Origin of the sequence: Streptomyces niveiscabiei (genome assembly GCF_033794345.1) — a bacterium.
GTDB classification, from domain to species: Bacteria; Actinomycetota; Actinomycetes; order Streptomycetales; family Streptomycetaceae; genus Streptomyces; species Streptomyces niveiscabiei.
On sequence record NZ_JARAYJ010000012.1, the window covers coordinates 186,432 to 203,670 of the forward strand.

At 73.6% G+C, this 17,239-nt stretch carries 14 protein-coding genes and 2 tRNA genes; 12 read left to right on the forward strand and 4 right to left on the reverse strand.

Annotation, left to right across the window (positions count from 1 at the left end; all coding sequences use genetic code 11):
- The first annotated feature begins 181 nt into the window (after positions 1–181).
- The 7 genes from PV682_RS19140 to PV682_RS19170 all read left to right on the forward strand — a co-directional run bounded on the left by PV682_RS19140 (position 182) and on the right by PV682_RS19170 (position 6,500).
- Complete coding sequence (locus PV682_RS19140; protein WP_319731375.1) at positions 182–1,123, forward strand: phosphatase PAP2 family protein; 942 nt, start codon at positions 182–184, stop codon at positions 1,121–1,123.
- Positions 1,074–2,237 carry a hypothetical protein gene (locus tag PV682_RS19145; RefSeq protein WP_319731377.1) on the forward strand — a complete coding sequence of 388 codons (1,164 nt, stop codon included), beginning with the start codon at positions 1,074–1,076 and terminating at the stop codon, positions 2,235–2,237. The genes PV682_RS19140 and PV682_RS19145 overlap by 50 nt, the downstream gene beginning before the upstream one ends.
- On the forward strand, positions 2,228–3,817 hold the full coding sequence (locus PV682_RS19150; protein ID WP_319731379.1) for a hypothetical protein: 1,590 nt from the start codon (positions 2,228–2,230) through the stop codon (positions 3,815–3,817). Before PV682_RS19145 ends, PV682_RS19150 begins: the two co-directional genes overlap by 10 nt.
- The gene (locus tag PV682_RS19155; protein WP_319731381.1) at positions 3,814–5,148 is read left to right on the forward strand and encodes an AAA family ATPase; all 1,335 of its coding nucleotides are present in this window, start codon (positions 3,814–3,816) and stop codon (positions 5,146–5,148) included. The genes PV682_RS19150 and PV682_RS19155 overlap by 4 nt, the downstream gene beginning before the upstream one ends.
- Before the next feature lie 130 nt (positions 5,149–5,278).
- Complete coding sequence (locus PV682_RS19160) at positions 5,279–5,659, forward strand: hypothetical protein (RefSeq protein WP_055719337.1); 381 nt, start codon at positions 5,279–5,281, stop codon at positions 5,657–5,659.
- Positions 5,660–5,857: 198 nt separating this feature from the next.
- Positions 5,858–6,436: a bifunctional DNA primase/polymerase gene (locus PV682_RS19165; protein WP_319731384.1), complete on the forward strand. Its 579-nt coding sequence runs from the start codon at positions 5,858–5,860 to the stop codon at positions 6,434–6,436.
- Positions 6,427–6,500 (forward strand) — tRNA-Lys (locus PV682_RS19170). Before PV682_RS19165 ends, PV682_RS19170 begins: the two co-directional genes overlap by 10 nt.
- Before the next feature lie 91 nt (positions 6,501–6,591).
- Here PV682_RS19170 and PV682_RS19175 read toward each other — a convergent pair.
- A complete protein-coding gene (locus PV682_RS19175; RefSeq protein ID WP_319731386.1) occupies positions 6,592–7,866 on the reverse strand; it encodes a M6 family metalloprotease domain-containing protein in 1,275 nt (424 codons plus the stop codon).
- 330 nt (positions 7,867–8,196) lie between these two features.
- On the opposite strand from PV682_RS19175, the gene PV682_RS19180 reads away from it, so the two are divergent.
- Both PV682_RS19180 and PV682_RS19185 read left to right on the forward strand, forming a co-directional pair.
- The gene (locus PV682_RS19180; protein WP_319731388.1) at positions 8,197–10,071 is read left to right on the forward strand and encodes a putative bifunctional diguanylate cyclase/phosphodiesterase; all 1,875 of its coding nucleotides are present in this window, start codon (positions 8,197–8,199) and stop codon (positions 10,069–10,071) included.
- A 127-nt stretch (positions 10,072–10,198) separates the two neighbouring features.
- Positions 10,199–10,351 carry a hypothetical protein gene (locus PV682_RS19185; protein WP_319731390.1) on the forward strand — a complete coding sequence of 51 codons (153 nt, stop codon included), beginning with the start codon at positions 10,199–10,201 and terminating at the stop codon, positions 10,349–10,351.
- Positions 10,352–11,217: 866 nt separating this feature from the next.
- On the opposite strand, the gene PV682_RS19190 is transcribed toward PV682_RS19185, so the two are convergent.
- Entirely contained in the window at positions 11,218–12,300 is a 1,083-nt protein-coding gene (locus tag PV682_RS19190; RefSeq protein WP_319731392.1) for an LLM class flavin-dependent oxidoreductase, read from the reverse strand.
- Positions 12,301–12,442: 142 nt separating this feature from the next.
- Positions 12,443–13,096 carry an aspartate racemase/maleate isomerase family protein gene (locus tag PV682_RS19195; RefSeq protein ID WP_319731394.1) on the reverse strand — a complete coding sequence of 218 codons (654 nt, stop codon included), beginning with the start codon at positions 13,094–13,096 and terminating at the stop codon, positions 12,443–12,445.
- A gap of 288 nt (positions 13,097–13,384) precedes the next feature.
- Between PV682_RS19195 and PV682_RS19200 the strand changes: the two genes are divergently transcribed.
- The 3 genes from PV682_RS19200 to PV682_RS19210 all read left to right on the forward strand — a co-directional run bounded on the left by PV682_RS19200 (position 13,385) and on the right by PV682_RS19210 (position 15,543).
- Positions 13,385–14,332, forward strand: coding sequence for a D-2-hydroxyacid dehydrogenase (locus PV682_RS19200; RefSeq protein ID WP_109363547.1), 948 nt, complete (start codon positions 13,385–13,387; stop codon positions 14,330–14,332).
- A gap of 264 nt (positions 14,333–14,596) precedes the next feature.
- Positions 14,597–15,355: an IclR family transcriptional regulator gene (locus PV682_RS19205; protein ID WP_319731397.1), complete on the forward strand. Its 759-nt coding sequence runs from the start codon at positions 14,597–14,599 to the stop codon at positions 15,353–15,355.
- 114 nt (positions 15,356–15,469) lie between these two features.
- Positions 15,470–15,543 (forward strand) — tRNA-Lys (locus PV682_RS19210).
- On the opposite strand, the gene PV682_RS19215 is transcribed toward PV682_RS19210, so the two are convergent.
- Positions 15,509–17,200: an AMP-binding protein gene (locus PV682_RS19215; protein WP_319731399.1), complete on the reverse strand. Its 1,692-nt coding sequence runs from the start codon at positions 17,198–17,200 to the stop codon at positions 15,509–15,511. The genes PV682_RS19210 and PV682_RS19215 overlap by 35 nt on opposite strands.
- Positions 17,201–17,239: the final 39 nt, after the last annotated feature.

Consider the following 17,239-nt stretch of genomic DNA (forward strand, 5'->3'; position numbering starts at 1 on the left):
TTTCCGGGAGAAAAACAGGAGCGGAACTTCTCCATCATCGCGCACCGTGGATCAGGGCAACCCGGTGGGCGATCCCGACGTCTTCACAGGCCGAGGGCGCCGGGGCCGGGCGCGCACATACGCCGTAAAGTGACACGTCCGTACGGCGTGTCCACCACGAATCGGAAGGGGAGGCGATCGGATGCCGAAGACCGAGACACCGGGCACCCAGGAGGCTCCCCCGGGGCGGCTGCGCTGGTGGACGGAGCTGCCGCTGATCGTGCTGGTGTACGCGTGCTACTCGGCGGGCCGCCTCCTCGCGCGCGGGGACGTGTCGCAGGCCGTGGACCACGGCCTGGCGATCCTGAGAGTCGAGAAGGCGCTGCACATCAACGCGGAGCACCCGCTGAACCGGCTGTTCACGCGCGAGGCGTGGCTCGGCGTCCCGGCGGACTTCTGGTACGCGTCGCTGCACTACGTGGTGACCCCGGTGATCCTGGTCTGGCTGTTCCGCTCGCGCACGGTGCGCTACCGCGCGGCGCGCACGTGGCTGATGACGTCCACGTTCATGGGCCTGATCGGCTTCACGCTGCTGCCGACCTGCCCGCCCCGGCTGCTGGAGGCGGGGCACGGCTTCGTGGACACGATGGCGCAGTACAGCTCGTACGGCTGGTGGGGCGGCGAGGCGAGCGCCCCGCGCGGGCTGGGCGGCATGACGAACCAGTACGCGGCGATGCCGAGCCTGCACGTGGGCTGGGCGCTGTGGTGCGGGGTGATGCTGTGGCGGTTCGGCGGGTCGCGCTGGACGAAGGCGGCCGGCGTCGCCTATCCGCTGATCACGACGATCGTGGTCATGGGCACGGCGAACCACTACTTCCTGGACGCGGTCGCCGGGGCCGCCGTGATGGGCGCCGGGCTGCTGCTGACGCCGTTCGTGCTGCGCGGCGCCGACCGGCTCAAGTCCCGTTTCCTGCCGGTCACGACGCGTGTCGCAGCCGCCTCGGGGGCACCACGGACCCCGATTGTCAGTGGCGGATGCCAGACTTCGACGGGTGAGCACTTCTCCCGGCCCCGCGACTCCCGAGCCGAGCCGAGTGCCTCCTCCGCGGACGCGGGGGACGGCGCTCCGGCACCAGCTCGCTGAGCTGCGCGGACCCGACGTCCCGGCCAAGGCGCTGGACGCCCGCACCCTCGCGGCGCTCGCCGCGAACCCGGGGTGCGGGCGGCGCGCGCTCCTCGACGGCGCGGGGGTGGACAAGACGGCGCTGGCGAGCGCGCTGGGTTCGCCCGCGGTCTTCGGCCAGTCCCAGTTCGCGCTGACGCGCGGGAACGCGTTCGAGGCGAAGGTCAAGGCCGACGGCGGCGCGGAACTGTTGCGCCTGGCGCACGCGGCGCTGGACGCGTCCGCCGAGCCGCCGACCTCGGCCGCCGTCCCGGACCTGACCGCCGCGGGCCCCGAGGGGCGTACGGCGCGTACGGCGCTCGCCCTGCGCGAGGCGGCCTCGGCGCCGGGGACGTGGACGCTGCTGGACCATCCGATGCTCGCGCTGGACGTCGCCGGGTCGCCCGCCTTCCTGGAGCCCGACGCGGTCGTGGTGCACCCGGACGGGGCGTGGACGGTCGTCGAGATCAAGTCGTTCCCGATGCTGGACGGCTCGGCGGACCCGGCGAAGGTGGGCGCGGCGGCCCGGCAGGCCGCGGTGTACGTGCTGGCGCTGGAGCAGGTCGCCGCGCAACTGCCGGTGCCCCCGCGCGTGCGCCACAGCGTCCTGCTGGTCTGCCCGAGGAACTTCTCCAACCTCCCCACGGCGTCCGCGGTCGACGTCCGCAAGCAGCGCGCGGTGACGGCCCGCCAACTGGCCCGCCTCACCCGTATCGAGGACATCGCCGCCGGCCTCCCCGAGGGCACCTGCTTCGCCCCGTCCCTGCCCGCCGAGGAGCTCACGGCGGCCGTCGAGTCGGTGCCCGCGACGTACTCGCCGGAGTGCCTCGCCACCTGCGAACTCGCCTTCCACTGCCGCACCCGCTCCCGCGCGGCGGGCGCCGTCACGACGCTGGGCCGCTCGATCCGGGCGGAGCTGGGCGGCCTGAGCAGGGTCGAGGACGTCCTGGCCGCCGCGCGCGGCGAGGAGGGCGACCCGGACGACCCGGCCGTGGCGGCGCTGCGCAGGGCGGCGGAGCTGCGCGCGGAGGCGCTGGCGGGGGCGGTACCCGGCGGCCCGGCGAGCCTCTCCCGCGAGGTGACCCCATGTCGCTGATCTTCACCCTCGCGCGCCTGGAGGCCGACTCCACCGGCCGCGCCCAGCCGACGGCGACCGTCCTGCACCGGCACCTGTCCGAACGCCCCATGGTGCTGGTCCCGTTGATCACGGGCGGTGAGGCGGGGGCGCCGCTCGGCGCGCTCGTGGGGACGGACCGTGACGCCCCGCGCCTGCTAGTCGTACCGCAGCCGCGCAACCCGGAGCTGCGGTTCGCGTTCCTGTCGCGGCTCGCCGACGTCGTCCTGCCGTACATCGACGAGTACGGCGACCTGGTGGAGGCGGCCGAGCGGGGCGAGACCGACCCGGAGACCGGCAAGCGCGTCAAGGTCGAGGTCGAGCTGTGCGCGGACGCGCCGCAGCTGATCGTGCCGAGCCGGGGCGGCGTGGACCTGCTGCGCCTGCTGGGGCGGTCGATGCGGTTCAGGCGTACGGCGGAGCAGGACCCTCAGGCGCCCTATCCGGCGCCCCCGCGCGTGCCGTTGCTGGGGCGCTGGCTGACCCACTACGCGGAGCGCGCGCGGGTGCCGGGCTCCTCGCTGCTGCTGGCGCTGACGGACGTCCTGGCGCTGCACTGGGCGACGGGACAGTCCAGCCTGGAGGACCAGCACCTGGGGTCGCTGCTGGCGTGGATCGACCCGCCCGAGGGCGCGTCCGGCGCGCGGGAGGCGCTGCGGATCGAGCTGGCGCGGGACGACGACGGCCAGTTGACGCACCCCCCGGCGGGACCCGCGACGGACCCGGCGTTCGACAACAAGCTGCTCGCCCCGGCGATCGAGCGCTACGACCGCGCGCGGACGGCGTTCATCGTCGCCGAGGACGGCGTGGAGGCCGACGACCGGCTCGGGGCGCTGGCCGTCGCCGAGGAGCGGGTCCGGGAGCTGGTGCTGAGCCGGACCCTGCCGACCTGGGAGCGCGTGTGGCGGGGCCTGGACCTGCTGCGGGAGCTGCCGCCGGGGGCGCACGTCGAGGAGCGGTGGACGCGCGACCGCTGGTCGTTCACCGGTCACCGCGACCGCGTGCGCGCGGGCGAGCCGCCGCAGCCGCGCCGGGACGACGCCGTGACGGCCGCGAACAAGCTGGCCACGCGCGAGCGCGAGCAGGCCCGCCTGGACGCGCAACAGGCCCTGGACGACCCGCTGGTGATGGCCGGCCGGCGGCTGGCCGGCGAGGCGTTCGCGGGCGAGGTCGTCGACGTCGAGATGGCCTACAGCGAGGGCCGTTCCCCGCGCCCGCGCCCGCTGGTGACCGTCCGCACCGACGACCGTCCGCACCTGGGCGAGCGCGCGAAGGTGTACCGCTCCCTCGCGGGCAAGCCCCAGTCCGCCGAGTTCGTCGCCGCCGAGGCGGACGGCGTCCTGACCCTGCGCCTGCTGGACAGGATGGGCCGGGGCAAGGAGCCCGACCAGGGCTCGGTGCCCGAGAAGGGCGACCGCCTCTGCTGGACCACGTTCGAGCACGAGCAGCGCGGGGGCGCGAAGCTCCCCGATCCGGAGGACACGCCGTGGACGCACGGCGGCCCGCCGGGCGAGCCGGTGCTCGAAGCGGCCGACCCGGTGACCGAGGAGGACGTCCTGTGACCACCGCCTTCGACCCCGGTACGGCCGCCGCCCAGGCCACCGACGCGATCCTGCGCGACACGCTGCACGGCACCGCGCGCGGGGTCGTCGTCGACTCGCCCCCGGGCGCGGGGAAGTCGACCCTCGTCGTGCGGGCGGCCCTCGAACTCGCGGACGCGGGGCGCGCCTTGATGGTCGTGGCGCAGACGAACGCGCAGGTGGACGACCTGGTCCTGCGGCTCGCGAAGAAGGCGCCCGAGCTGCCGGTGGGGCGGCTGCACAGCAGTGACCCGGACGCGTACGACAAGGCGCTGGACGAGCTGCCGGCCGTACGGACGTCGGCGAAGGCGGCGGATCTCGCGGGGCTGCCGGTGGTGATCTCGACGGCGGCGAAGTGGGCGCACGTGAAGGTCGACGAGCCGTGGCGGCACGCGATCGTGGACGAGGCGTACCAGATGCGCTCGGACGGGCTGCTGGCCGTCGCCGGGCTGTTCGAGCGGGCGCTGTTCGTGGGCGACCCGGGCCAGCTGGACCCCTTCGCGATCGTCGGCAGCGAGCAGTGGGCGGGGCTGTCGTACGACCCGTCCGCGTCGGCGGTGACGACGCTGCTGGCGCACAACCCGGGGCTGCCCCAGCACCGCCTGCCGGTGTCCTGGCGGCTCCCGGCGTCGGCCGCGCCGCTGGTGTCGGACGCGTTCTACCCGTACACGCCGTTCCGCAGCGGCACCGCGCACGGGGACCGGCGCCTGACGTTCGCCGTGCCCTCCGACGGCTCCGGGCCCGACCGGGTCGTCGACGAGGCCGCGGAGTCCGGCTGGGGCCTGCTGGAGCTGCCCGCGCGCCACACCCCGCGCACCGACCCGGAGGCCGTCCGCGCGGTCGCCATGGTCGTACGGCGCGTGCTGGACCGGGGCGGTGCGGCGACGTCCGAGTCCTCGCCCGTCCCGGCGCCCGTGACGGCCGCGCGGATCGCCGTCGGTACGGCCCACCGCGACCAGGCGGCGGCCGTCCGCGCGGCGCTCGCGGACCTGGGCGTGAGCGGCGTCACGGTGGACACCGCGAACCGCCTCCAGGGCATGGAGTTCGACGTCACCGTCGTCCTGCACCCCCTCTCGGGCCGCCCCGACGCGACGGCCTTCCACCTGGAGACGGGCCGTCTGTGCGTGCTGACGTCCCGCCACCGGCACGCGTGCGTGGTGGTGTGCCGGGAGGGCGTGAGCGACCTGCTGGACGACTACCCGTCCACGGAGCCGGTGCAGTTGGGGACTCTGGTGAAGTTTCCGGACGGCTGGGAGGCGAACCATGCCGTACTGGGGCATCTCGCGGAGCACCGGGTGCGGTGGAAGCCCTGACGCGCTCGCGCGCGGGAACACCCGTCACTCCTCGCGCGTTGGTTCTCGGGGTCGCCGTCCGAGTGCCTCTTGCGTATGCGGGGGACAATGGTGGGTGGTCCGGAATCGCACCGTACGAGGAGGAGAAGACATGGCGGAGCCCACGCCGCGTCGGAACGAACCGCGGCCACGCCCCGCGCCCCTGCTCTTCGAGCCCGCCCAGGCGGCGGCCGACCCGGAGCACTTCTTCGACCTGGAGTCGATCGACGACCCCGCTGAGCTGTTCGCGCGCGCGAGCGAGCTCGCCCAGGCCTTCCAGGCCGCCGCGGACCGGGCGTCGGAGTTCCAGGCCATGGCCGCGGCCCAGCTCGCCGATCCCCGGCGGTTCGACCGGCTGACGCCCGCGGACATCGCGGAGCGCGCGGAGTGGACCGAGGACTACGCGCGCAAGGTCGTGGAGTTCGGGCGCGACCTGCTGCGCGGCGAGGGCGAGAACGCCGGGGAGAGCCACAGCCGGGTGGAGCCCATCTAGAGCGCGGCTCACCGGGGGATCGCGATCGGCCGTACGCGCGCGCGAGGGGGCCGTACACCGGTACGACCCTTCACTCCGCGGGGCCCTCATCCGTCCGGCATATGCCAGCGGGGCAAGATACCGCCCCGGTCGTTCTCCTGTCCCCGTTTCCCGCAACTCTCCGGGATCTTGCGCTCACCCCCGGTAGACCTTTAGCCCATGAGCGGCTCTTGGGACGAATGTGACGAGATCGGCGGGGTGACCCCGGACGGCGCGGCGTGGCTGGCCTCGGCGGGGGCGCACCCGCGCAGCCTGCTGTCCTTCTGGGAGGAGCGGCCGGACGCGCCGGTCGTGCTGTCGTGCGGCGCGGTCTTCGACGTCGTGAGCACGGCGGCGGTCTTCGGCCGGCGGATGCTGGACCGCCTGTGGGGCGAGGGGGAGGGCACGGGCCCGGTGGCGGTCTTCCGGGGCCGGATGCTGCTGTTCGCCGCCCCGGGGACCGCACAGCGCCTGCCCTCGCTGCTGTCCTGGGAGGAGTGGGGCAGCCGCCGTACGGCGTGTCTCCCGCCGCTGCTGTGCCACGGTCCCGGCGACGCGATCACCGTCCCGCCGGTCGCCGGCGAGGCCACCTCGGCGGCGCGCTGGCTGGTCGCGCCGGACACGCGTCACCCCTGGCTGCCGGGGGCGGAGGTGCTGATGTGGGCGGCGGTGCGGGCCGCGCGGGCGGCCGTACGGTTATCGATTTCGCCGGTTCCCGATCAGGGTGCTAAGGTCTACGACGTCAGCAGGCGCCGCTAGCTCAGTTGGTTAGAGCAGCTGACTCTTAATCAGCGGGTCCGGGGTTCGAGTCCCTGGCGGCGCACTTGACGGCAAGGCCCCTCGTGGAAGCGGGGGGCCTTATCCATGCCCTCCCGTTCGTGGCGCGCACCCCCTACCTGAGAGGTAGTGCGGGACTACCGTGGCGTGATCCGCACCGTCCATGCCCCGGACGCCGTACGCCCCTCCACCTCAAGGCGTACGGCCCGCTCCCCCGGTACGGCCGGCATGGTGAAGCTCTCGCCCGTGCCGACCGGCGCGTCGGCGAGCGGCGGGTACACGGAGCGCTCCCAGCAGGCCTCGCTGTGCGGGTGCGCGTCGACGACCTCGACGGGGCCGCGCCCGGAGTCCGCCGTACTGCGGACCCGGTAGACGAGGACCCCGGCGCGGCAGGCGGCCGTGTCGTCGCCGACCGGGCCGCGCGCCTCGAAGGCGAGCGCGCTGCCCGCGCCGGTGCGCACCACCGCGAGCTTCGTCCCGTTGCCGAGCCCGAAGGCCGGCGAGCCGGAGGCGCGGGTGACGGGTACGCCGGGCCCGGCGCCCAGCGGTTCCAGGGTGAGACGGGTCGTACCGGCCTCCCGTACGCAGATCACCTGGCGCGGCTGGAGCCAGCCCAGCTTCCACTTGTGCCAGCCGAAGAGGTCCGGCGCGAGCCCGAACTGGCTGCCCATCAGGTCCCAGTCGCCGACGTAGGTGTCCCAGTCGCCCTTGCCGTCGGCGGGCCGGTGGTACAGGTCGGGGAGGTCGAAGACGTGGCCGGTCTCGTGCGCGAGGACCAGCCGGTCCGGGGGGTGCTGCTCGAAGACGGTGACGACGCGCCGGATGTCGACCCCGTCAGCCCTGAGAGGGACATCCAGGTTGACCACCTTCGTCGCGTCGGAGTCGACGCCGGGCGCGTCGGGATCGGCGACGAAGTAGACGACGTCGTACCGGGCGAAGTCGATCCCGGGGTCGGCGGCGGCGAGCGCGTCGCGCAGGTAGGCGGCGCGGTGCTCGGCGTTCCAGTCGCGCTGTATGGCGTACGCCGTGGACGGCTTCGGCATGCGGATCCACCGCTCGCCGGGGTGGGCGCGCAGCGTGAAGCGGCCGTAGGAGGCGCGGCGGAAGAAGTCGGAGGTGGCCGGGAAGTGGTCGGCGGCGAGTTCGGCGGGGGTGGTGAGGGGGCGGCTGTCGGGGAAGGACAGGAAGACCATCACCGCGTCGAGGGAGCGTGCCGGTCGTGGATAGGCGGCGTTCCAGGTGTCGAGGCCCTCGGAGTGGTGGGCGGTGGTGCGGGTGAGGGCGCAGGGCGCGGTGGAGAAGGGTTCGGCCACCGAGGGGGCGCCTGCGAGGGAGGTCGCGGCGAGCGCGCAGAGCGTGGTGCACACGGCCGCCGACTTGCGCAGTCGAGGGCGCGGGAGCGGACGCGGCACGGGGACCTCCGGAGGCGGGCGGTTCTGGGAACACCTCCACCCACCCTGTACGGGTTTGTCATACCGCGCCTTGTTTGCCTGCCCCGGAAGAGTGAGCGGTATGACATACCGGGGGACCCGCGACACCCCGGAACACTCACGGAACGTCACATGTGGTCCTAGGTCCGCAGAACCGGTCCCGCTGCGGGCAGAAACGATCTGTCAGAAGAGTGGGTAGGTCATGGACACTTGGCAGTGGCTGCGGTGGTCCGGGCCCAGCCTCTATGATCGGCACACTTTCCTGACACTTTCCTGCGCGGACAGAGATCGAGTGCACTGCGGGAGCGAGCGGTGAGCGGAACGTCCGAAGGGCCGACGCCCGCGGCAGACCTCGACCGGTCCGCCGTTACAGAGAGTGACACTTTGGCATCGGATGGTGCCCGAGGGCTGAACGGCGCCCTCGGCCCGTCCGCGTATCAGGCGGTCTTCGCCGCGTCCCCCTCGGCCATGGCCGTCGTGGGGCGCGAGGGGCTGATCGTCTCCGTCAACGCGGCCTTCGGGGAGATCCTCGGGGCCGACCCGGCGGGCCTGGTCGGGCGGGTCGCCGCCGACCTCCTCGACCTCGCGTCCGACGCGCGCACCTGGCACGCGTACCGCGAGGTGCTGTGCGGCCGGCAGGCCGAACTCCGGTGCGCCAGGCGGCTGAAGCAGCCCGACGGGCGGGCCGTGTGGGCGCGGGTCACCGTGTCGCCCCTCGGCGGCGACACGCCCGGGGTGCTGCTGTCGGTCTCCGACATCAGCGCGCGGCGCGAACTCCAGGCGCGGCTGCGCCATCTCCAGATGCACGACCCGGTGACCCGGCTCCCCAACAGGGCGTTGTTCTTCGAGCGGTTGTCGGCCGCGCTGGAGCCCGACGCGTACGAACGGGGCGGCACCGGGCGGATCGGGCTGTGCTACCTCGACCTCGACGGGTTCAAGGCCGTCAACGACACGCTCGGGCACCGGGTCGGCGACCGGCTGCTCGCCGCCGTCGCCGACCGGCTCAACTCCTGTGCGGAGGAGGCTGGTCGGGCCAGAGCGGCGGCGCCGCTCGTCGCGCGGCTCGGCGGGGACGAGTTCGCGCTCCTCGTCGCGGACTCCACCGGCACCGACCAGCTCGCGGAGTTGGCGGAGGCCGTCCTCAAGTCCCTTCAGGCGCCGTTCGACCTGGACGGCCAGCGGCTCAACGTCACCGCTTCCATCGGGGTCGTGGAGCGGCACGCGGCAGGCACGACGGCAACCGGCCTCGTCCAGGCGGCGGATACGACGCTGTACTGGGCCAAGGTCGACGGGAAGTCCCGGTGGACGCTGTTCGATCCCGAGCGCAACGCCCACCTGATGACCCGTCAAGCGCTCGCCTCCACATTGCGACCCGCCATCGAGCGGGGCGAATTCGTGCTGGAGTACCAGCCGTTGGTCGGGATGTCCGACGGACGGCTGCGCGGCGTCGAGGCGTTGGTGCGCTGGGACCATCCCCGGTTCGGGCTGCTGCCGCCGAATCGGTTCGTCGGGCTCGCCGAGGAGGACGGCTCCATCGTGCCGCTCGGGCGCTGGGTGCTGGCGACCGCCTGCCGGCAGGCCCGGCGCTGGCAGCTCGACCACCCCGACGAGACGCCCCTCTTCGTCAGCGTCAACGTCGCCGTCCGGCAGGTGTGGGACTCCGACCTCGTCGCGGACGTCGCGGAGATCCTCGCGGAGACCGAACTCGCGCCGGGGCTCCTCCAGTTGGAGCTCACCGAGTCCGCCGTCATGGGGTCCGCCGGGCGTCCCCTCCAGGCCCTCCAGGCCCTCAGCGACATGGGCGTCCGCATCGCCATCGACGACTTCGGGACGGGGTACTCCAACCTCGCCTACCTCAGCCGTCTGCCGGTCTCGGTGCTGAAGCTGGACGGCTCCTTCGTCCGCGGCTTCCAGTACGACGGCTCCGGCGCACCGCCCAATCCCGCCGACGAGGTCGTCGTCGAGGCCATGATCGACCTCGCCCACCGGCTGGGCCTCACGGTCACCGCCGAATGCGTCGAAACGGCTTCCCAGGCAGCGCGGTTGAGGCGGATCGGGTGCGATACGGGGCAGGGGTGGCTGTACTCCCGTCCGGTGTCGGCGGAGCGGATCGCGGAGTTGCACGGGGGTGGGGCGGAGGGGCCCGGGAAGAACGGGGAGGTTCGGGGGCGGGCTGTTCGGCCTTAGGGGCGGGGGCGTCGGGATGGGCTACTGCCGGGGGTGCGGAAGTCGAGGGTGAGGGTGCGTCGGCAGGTCAGGGCGGCGGTTGTGCCGGGTGGTCGGTGAAGGGGGTGTGCCGGAGCGGGAGTTGAGGGTGAGGATCGGGGCCCGCCGGGCGGTGCGGGAGGGTGGTCGGCGCGGGAGTCGTGTCCGGCTGCTCTGCCGAGGGGGCTGGCTGGTGCGGGAGCTGGGCTCGGGTGCGGCCGATGTGCCGGTCGGGGTCGGGGAGTTGGCGGCGTACGGGTGAGGCCTCTGCGTGCAGGTGAGGCGTCGGCGTTCCCGGCCTGTCGGCGGGCGTCGGGAGCTATTCGGCCAACCATCCGTGTACGCCCCGCCTCACGCCGCCCGCCTCTCACAACTCACGCTGCTCATCGAGGGATTGCCGGGACGGCGCCGCATCACGCTCCGCGATCGGTGCCGGGAACGCGGGGCTCCCGGGGTTGGCCGTCGGCCACGCTCGACCCGTACGGCACGGACTTCCCGCAGGAATCGCCCGTCAACTCGCTCCGGACACGCTGTGGGTGGCGCTTCGCCAGATATGTTCGCCCCATGACGGCAGCGGCGCCCTGGCAATGGTCTCGCGTCAACTCGCCCGGTATGCACTGCTGGTGGCGCCCCGTCGACCACGTTCACCCCGAGACGGCACCGGCTTCCCGGCAGGTGTCTCGCATCAACTCGCGCCGGGCAGCGTTCCTTTGGCGGGCCACCGGACGACGTCCCACGCACGGCGAGAGCGGCTTGGGGCGCGGAGGCAGATGCCCTGCGCACCCGACGTCGCGCCTCGGCGGCGACTTTGCCGGGCAGGCGGGGCCGACCTCGCGGGGCGACACGCCGCGCCCGGCGCCACCTCCGCCCCTCGGCCTCAACGTCTCCTCAGATTCAGCGCAGTTCGGCGCGACACCGGCCCCGCGCCGCCGGGACCTCACCCGGTGGGGTGTGGGGAGAGTGCCACGTGCCCCTCCCCGGTCGGGCACCAACGGTGCGGCACCGGGCGCCACTTCGCCCACCGCCGCACCGCCGACACGACTCCACGCCCCGGACGTCACCGCGTCAGCGGCGCGACGCCGATCCGTGTCACCGCTGAGGCGACGCCGAGCACCGCCCCGTCCCCCCTCACTCCGTGGGCAACCCGTACGCATCCGCGATCAACTCGTACGACCGCACCCGCAGTTCCCCCCGATGCGCGTGGCTGGTCAGCATCAGCTCGTCCGCTCCCGTCCGCTTCTGGAGGTCGTCGAGGCCGGCGCGGACCTCGTCCGCGTGGCCGTGGATGACGTTGGAGTTCCAGGAGTTGATGAAGTCGGCTTCCATGTCGGTGAGTTGGTGGGCCTCGGCCTCCTCGGGGGAGGGGAAGAGGCCGGGGCGGCCGGTGCGCAGGCGGACCATGTTGAGCCCGGCGGCGAGGAGTTGGCGGCGGGCCTCGGCCGGGTCGTCGGTGGCGAGGACCGAGACGCCGATGAGGGCGTAGGGCGCGTCGAGGACCGCGGAGGGCGTGAAGGACTCGCGGTAGAGGTCGAGCGCGGGGACGGTGTTCTGCGCGGAGAAGTGGTGCGCGAAGGCGAAGGGCAGCCCGAGGACCCCGGCGAGGCGCGCGCTGAACCCGGAGGAGCCCAGGAGCCAGACGGGCGGCCGGTGCGGGGACTGGACCCCGCCGGGCGCGCTGCCCTGGACCGGCCCGGGGATGGCGTGGATACGGGAGTAGGGGTGCCCGTCGGGAAAGTCGTCGTCGAGGAAGCGCGTCAACTCGGCGAGCTGCTCGGGGAAGTCGTCGGCGCCCTCGTGGAGCCGGTCGGTGCGGCGCAGCGCGGCGGCAGTCGCCCCGTCCGTACCGGGCGCCCGCCCGAGCCCGAGGTCGACCCGGTTCGGCGCGAGCGCCTCCAGGGTCCCGAACTGCTCGGCGATGACGAGCGGCGCGTGGTTGGGGAGCATGACGCCGCCGGAGCCGAGGCGGATGCGCCCGGTGTGGGCGGCGAGGTGGGCGAGGATGACGGCCGGCGAGGAGGAGGCGACGCCCGGCATGGAGTGGTGCTCGGCGACCCAGTACCGGTGGAACCCGCGCCGCTCGGTGTACTTCGCCAGTTCCACGCTCGTCCGCAGCGCGTCGCCCGCCGTCCGCCCGCTGCCGACGGTCACCAGGTCCAGTACGGAGAGGGGTACGGGCGCCTCGCCCTGAACCGTGCCGCGGATCTCGTCCACCGATTGCCTCCTGCGTCGCGTCGTCGACTGCCTTCCCCGCGATAACAGGAGACTGTCTCCGCTTATTCCCGCCGGCTCTGCTCTCCGTCCCGCCGCTACCCCTCCGGTACTACCCGGTCAGTACTCCGGTCCGATCCCGCTGTCAGACCTGCACCACCGGCTCACGCGTGAACAGGACACCCAGCTCGGGCGCGTTGACGCGCCGGTCCGTCAGGCGCAGCGCCTCCCAGACGGCGACCTGGTGGGCCGAGAGGACGGGCTTGCCCAACCGGCGTTCCAGCGCGGTCAATCGGGCCACCGCCCGCAGGTCCGTGTCCGGCAGGAGCAGCGCCTGCGCGTCCTCGTGCGCGGCGGGGTGGACCGACGCGGCCAGGTTCTCGCCGAGCGGCGCCGTGCAGACCACGCTCACCCCGCCCGCCCGCAGGAACTCCGTGAAGGCGGTGTCCCCGTGCGCGGTCACCACGGCGACCCGGCTCACCGACAGCTCCCGGGCGGCGTGCACGAACCCGAACGCGGTGGACGACGCCGGCAGCCCGGCGGCCCGCGCGAGCACCCTGACCTGCCCGTGCGCCCCCTCCCACCCGGCGGCCACGGCGGCGGTCGTACTCGCCCACACGACGGAGTCGGCCCCGGCGAGCCGCAGTTCCTCGGTGCGCGCGGCGAGCCGCTCGGGCGGGTCGCCGGCCGGGTCGGCGCGGATCAGGTCGATCCGTACGTCGCTGCCGAGGAGCTGTTCGAGGCGCGGGTAGTCGTCCTCGGCGTCCTCACCCGGGACGAGCAGTCCGAGTGCGGTCATGGTGGGGGTCCTTCCTCGTGGCGTCGGCTTCCGCTGCTGTCCTGTGCTGTCCTGCGCTTCCTGCGGCACGAGGCGCCGGTACGGCCCGGGTCGTACCCGGGTAGTACCCGGGTACGAGCCCTGCGGGTCACCCGTCCCGTTCCGGCCGCCTCCCTCCGCCGGGTACCCCGTACGGCGCCGACCCCCGCACCGCATCCCCCGCAGCCATCCGTACGGCCCTGTTGACGCCACCCGGCGGCGGTGCCAGCGTGTTCCCACCCACCGGCACGAGCCAGGTCACGAGGTGCCATGCCCGCCCCCACCCTCCTGGTCCTCGACGCCGACCCGCTCCCCCGGCTGGGCCGCCTGACCGGCCGGGCCAGGATCGTGCACACCGGCGCCGACTCCCTCGCCGCACGCCTGCCGGAGGCGGACGTCCTCCTGGTGTGGGACACCCGTACCGGAGTACTACGGGACGCCTGGCCCGGGGACGGCGCGCGACCGGCGTGGGTGCATGTCGCCGGGGTCCCCGTGGACCGGGTCCTGGGACCGGCGCTGACCTCGTCGGACACGGTCGTGACGAACGCGCGCGGCGTCTTCGAGGACGCGGTCGCGGAGTACGTCGTGGCGCTGGTGCTGGCGATGGCGAAGGGGCTGCCGGGGGCGTGGGAGGCGCAGCGGGCGCGGGAGTGGCGTCCCCGGGAAGTACTACGGGTAGGGGGTACCAGGGCGGTAGTCGTGGGGGCGGGTCCGGTGGGGCGTACCGTCGCGCGGGCGTTGAAGGCCGTCGGGGTGGGGGTGGCGCTGGTGGGGCGGGTGCCGAGGACCGGGATACACGGCCCCGGCGACCTGGACCGGCTGCTGGCGCGGGCCGAGTGGGTCGTCGCGGCGGCGCCGCTCACTCAGGCGACGCGGGGGATGTTCGACGCGCGCCGGTTCGGGGTGATGCTGCCGTCGGCGCGGTTCGTGAACGTGGCCCGGGGCGAGCTGGTCGACGAGGCGGCGCTGGCCGAGGCGCTGCGCCGGCGGTGGATCGCGGGGGCGGCGCTCGACGTGTTCGCGCGCGAGCCGCTCGGCCGGGACAGCCCGCTGTGGGACGTACCGGATCTGCTCGTGACGCCCCGGGCGGGCGGTGCCTTCGTGGGGCAGCACGACCGGCTGGCCGCGCAGTTCGTGGAGTTGTGGGAACGCAGGGAGGCGGGAAGACGGCTGGTGAACGTGGTGGACAAGGCCCGCGGGTACGTCCCCGGCCACTGACACCCGCCGCCGCTGCCGTAGATATTTCCGCTCGGAGCACGCGGTGCGACCGCGCGACCGCCAGGCGTGCCCACGTCAAGTATGCAGGTCCGGGCTCCGGTTCATGTCAAAGGCATATGCCGATCGAACGTTGCCGCACGTGGGAGGCCCTACGGTCACCCCACGTTCTCGTCAACACCCCCTCCGTATCCGGCGGTTGGCGGTTATCGTGGAGGAGATCCGCTACCCGGATCACGGCCTGAAAGCGACCGCAGGGGGAAAACCGTGGCGCTGAAGCACGAGCCGACCACGCCGTACCACTCCGCGCGGGAGGCGCTCTGGGTCCTGGAGACCATCGCCAGGCACTCCGACGGCGTCACCGACACCGCGCTCGCCCGCCGCACCGGCCTCGGCGACCGCAGACTGACCCCGCTGCTGCGGATGCTCCGCCGCGAGGGGTACGTCGAAAGGACTACGGACGGGGCGTACGTGACGGGCGCCGTCCTCACCCACCTCGGTTCCGCGCAGGACCGGGAGAGCGCCCTGCGCGAGAAGCTCCAGCACACCCTGGACCGACTGCGGGACTCGGTCGGCGCGGCGGTCTACATCAGCCGGTACGTCGACGGCGAGATACGGGTCGACCAGTACGCCGCCGGACCTACCACTCCCGTGGTGCACGAGTGGGTGGACTTCCGGTACTCCGCGCACGCGACCGCGATCGGCAAGAGCCTGCTGGGGCAGCTGGACCGCGAGGGGCGCCGGGACCATCTCTCCCGCCACAAGATGGCCCGCCTCACCTCGCGCACGATCACCAGCGACAAGCTGCTGCTGTCCCGGCTGGAGGCCCAGCCCCCGAGTAGTCCCGTACTAGACCTCCAGGAGTACGCCGTGGGGACGGTCTGCGCGGCCGTGCCGATCACCGACGGCTCGTCCGTGGGGTGCCTCGCGCTGTCCCTGCCGGTCTCGGACGCGCACCGGCTGAGGCAGGCGGCGGACCGGCTGCACCGGCACGCGACGCCGCTGCTGCTGTCGCTGGCGATCTGAGGGTGTTCCCGCGGGGTTCCCGAAGGGGCCCCGCCCGTGGTCAGGAGCACCCCTCGGGACCAGGTAGTATTTTCTCTGTCGCCGGGAAAAGCAGGACAAACCGGCGAGAGTCACGCGCCGCTAGCTCAGTTGGTTAGAGCAGCTGACTCTTAATCAGCGGGTCCGGGGTTCGAGTCCCTGGCGGCGCACATCGGAAGGGCCTTTCGCTCCGGCGAAGGGCCCTTCGGCATGCCCGGCCGTACTCGTCGTACCACCCGTAGTACCCGTAGCTCTCCGGTACGCCCCCTCCCCCGGCACCCGCTCCCACACCGGGTCCCCGCACTCCACGCCCTCCCGCCGCAGCCGCGCCCGCTGGATCTTGTTCGTCGCCGTCACCGGCATCCGCTCCAGCACCCGCACGAACCGGGGCGCCATCTTCGTCCCCAGGTCGGGCTGGGCGCTCAGGAACGCGGCGAACGACTCCGGCTCGAACCTCCCGGCGATCGCCGCCATCACCTGGTCCCCGGTCACCGGGTCGGGCACCGCGTACACGGCGACGGCGTCGGCGCCGTCGTACCGCGCGAGGATCGACTCGATCAGCGCCGCCGCGAGGTTCTCCCCGTCCACCCGGATGCGGTCGTCGCCGCGTCCGGCGAAGTAGAGGTAGCCGTTCCCGTCGCGGTAGAAGAGGTCGCCGGTCCAGTACGCCCCGTCGCGCCGGCGTTCCGCCTCGGCGGCGGGGTTGCGCCAGTACCCCTCGAAGGGGTTGGGGCCATGGTTGACCAACTCCCCTATCGCCTCGGTGCCGTTGAGGAGTTCGCCGGTCGGCCCGAAGACGGCGGGCGGGCATTCGGCATGCGTCTGCGGATCCCGTACGACGAGACCGGGCACGGCCGGACCGACCGCGCCGGCGGGCGTCCCGGGCGCCCACTGGATCGCCGCCCCGCCCTCGCTGGACCCGTACCCCTCCACCAGCCGTGTGCCGAACCGGAGTTGGAACGCCGCCGCGTCGACGGCGCCCGCCTCGGTGCCGAAGCCGAGCCGCAGCCGGTGGTCGCGGTCCTCGTCCGGGCGGGGCGGCGTGGCCAGGACGTACTGGATCGCCCGGCCGACGTAGGTGAAGTACGTGGCCCGGTAGCGGCGTACGTCGTCGAGGAAGCCGGAGGCGGAGAAGCGGGAGCGCAGGGCGATGCCGGCGCGGGCGGTGAGGGCGGGGGCCCAGCCGGCCATGACGGCGTTGCCGTGGAACATCGGCATGCACAGGTAGTGGACGTCGTCCTCCTCGACCGCGAACTGCTCGGCGAGGCGGTGGCCGGCCGCCGCGAGGCGTCCCTGAGTACAGATTGCCGCCTTGGGGGCGCCTGTTGAGCCGGAGGTGAAGTAGAGGAGGAGGCGGTCGGTGGGCTCGGCGGCGCCGCGGTGGAGGGCGGTTGCCGTGAACTGCCCCAGGAGGGCGCCGTATTCGTCCGTCCCGGTGACCAGGAGGCGGACGCCGGGGAGGTCCAGGCCGCGCAGGAGCGGGAGTTGGGACGGTTCGGTGATCAGGAGGGCGCAGTCGGTGTGGAGGATGTCGCGGGCCAGGTCGGGGCCGCGGTGGGTGGGGTTGATGCCGGCGACGGCGGCTCGCGCGAGGGCGGCGGCCGAGAGCCAGTGGACGAACTCCGGTGTGTTGTCGAGGAGTACGCCGAGGTGCGGGGGTGCGTCCGGCGGGAGCAGGGCGGTGAGCAGGGCCGCCCGGGTGGAGGCTTCGCGGGCGAGGTCGTGGTGGGTGAGGACGGTGTCCCGCCACCACAGGGCCGGGCGGTGGTCGGCCCAGCCCCGGGCGACGAGTTCGGCGGTCGTGGCGGCGCGCTCCGTGGACTCCATGGCGGAGCACGGTAGTTGACGTACCGTCAGATGACGATG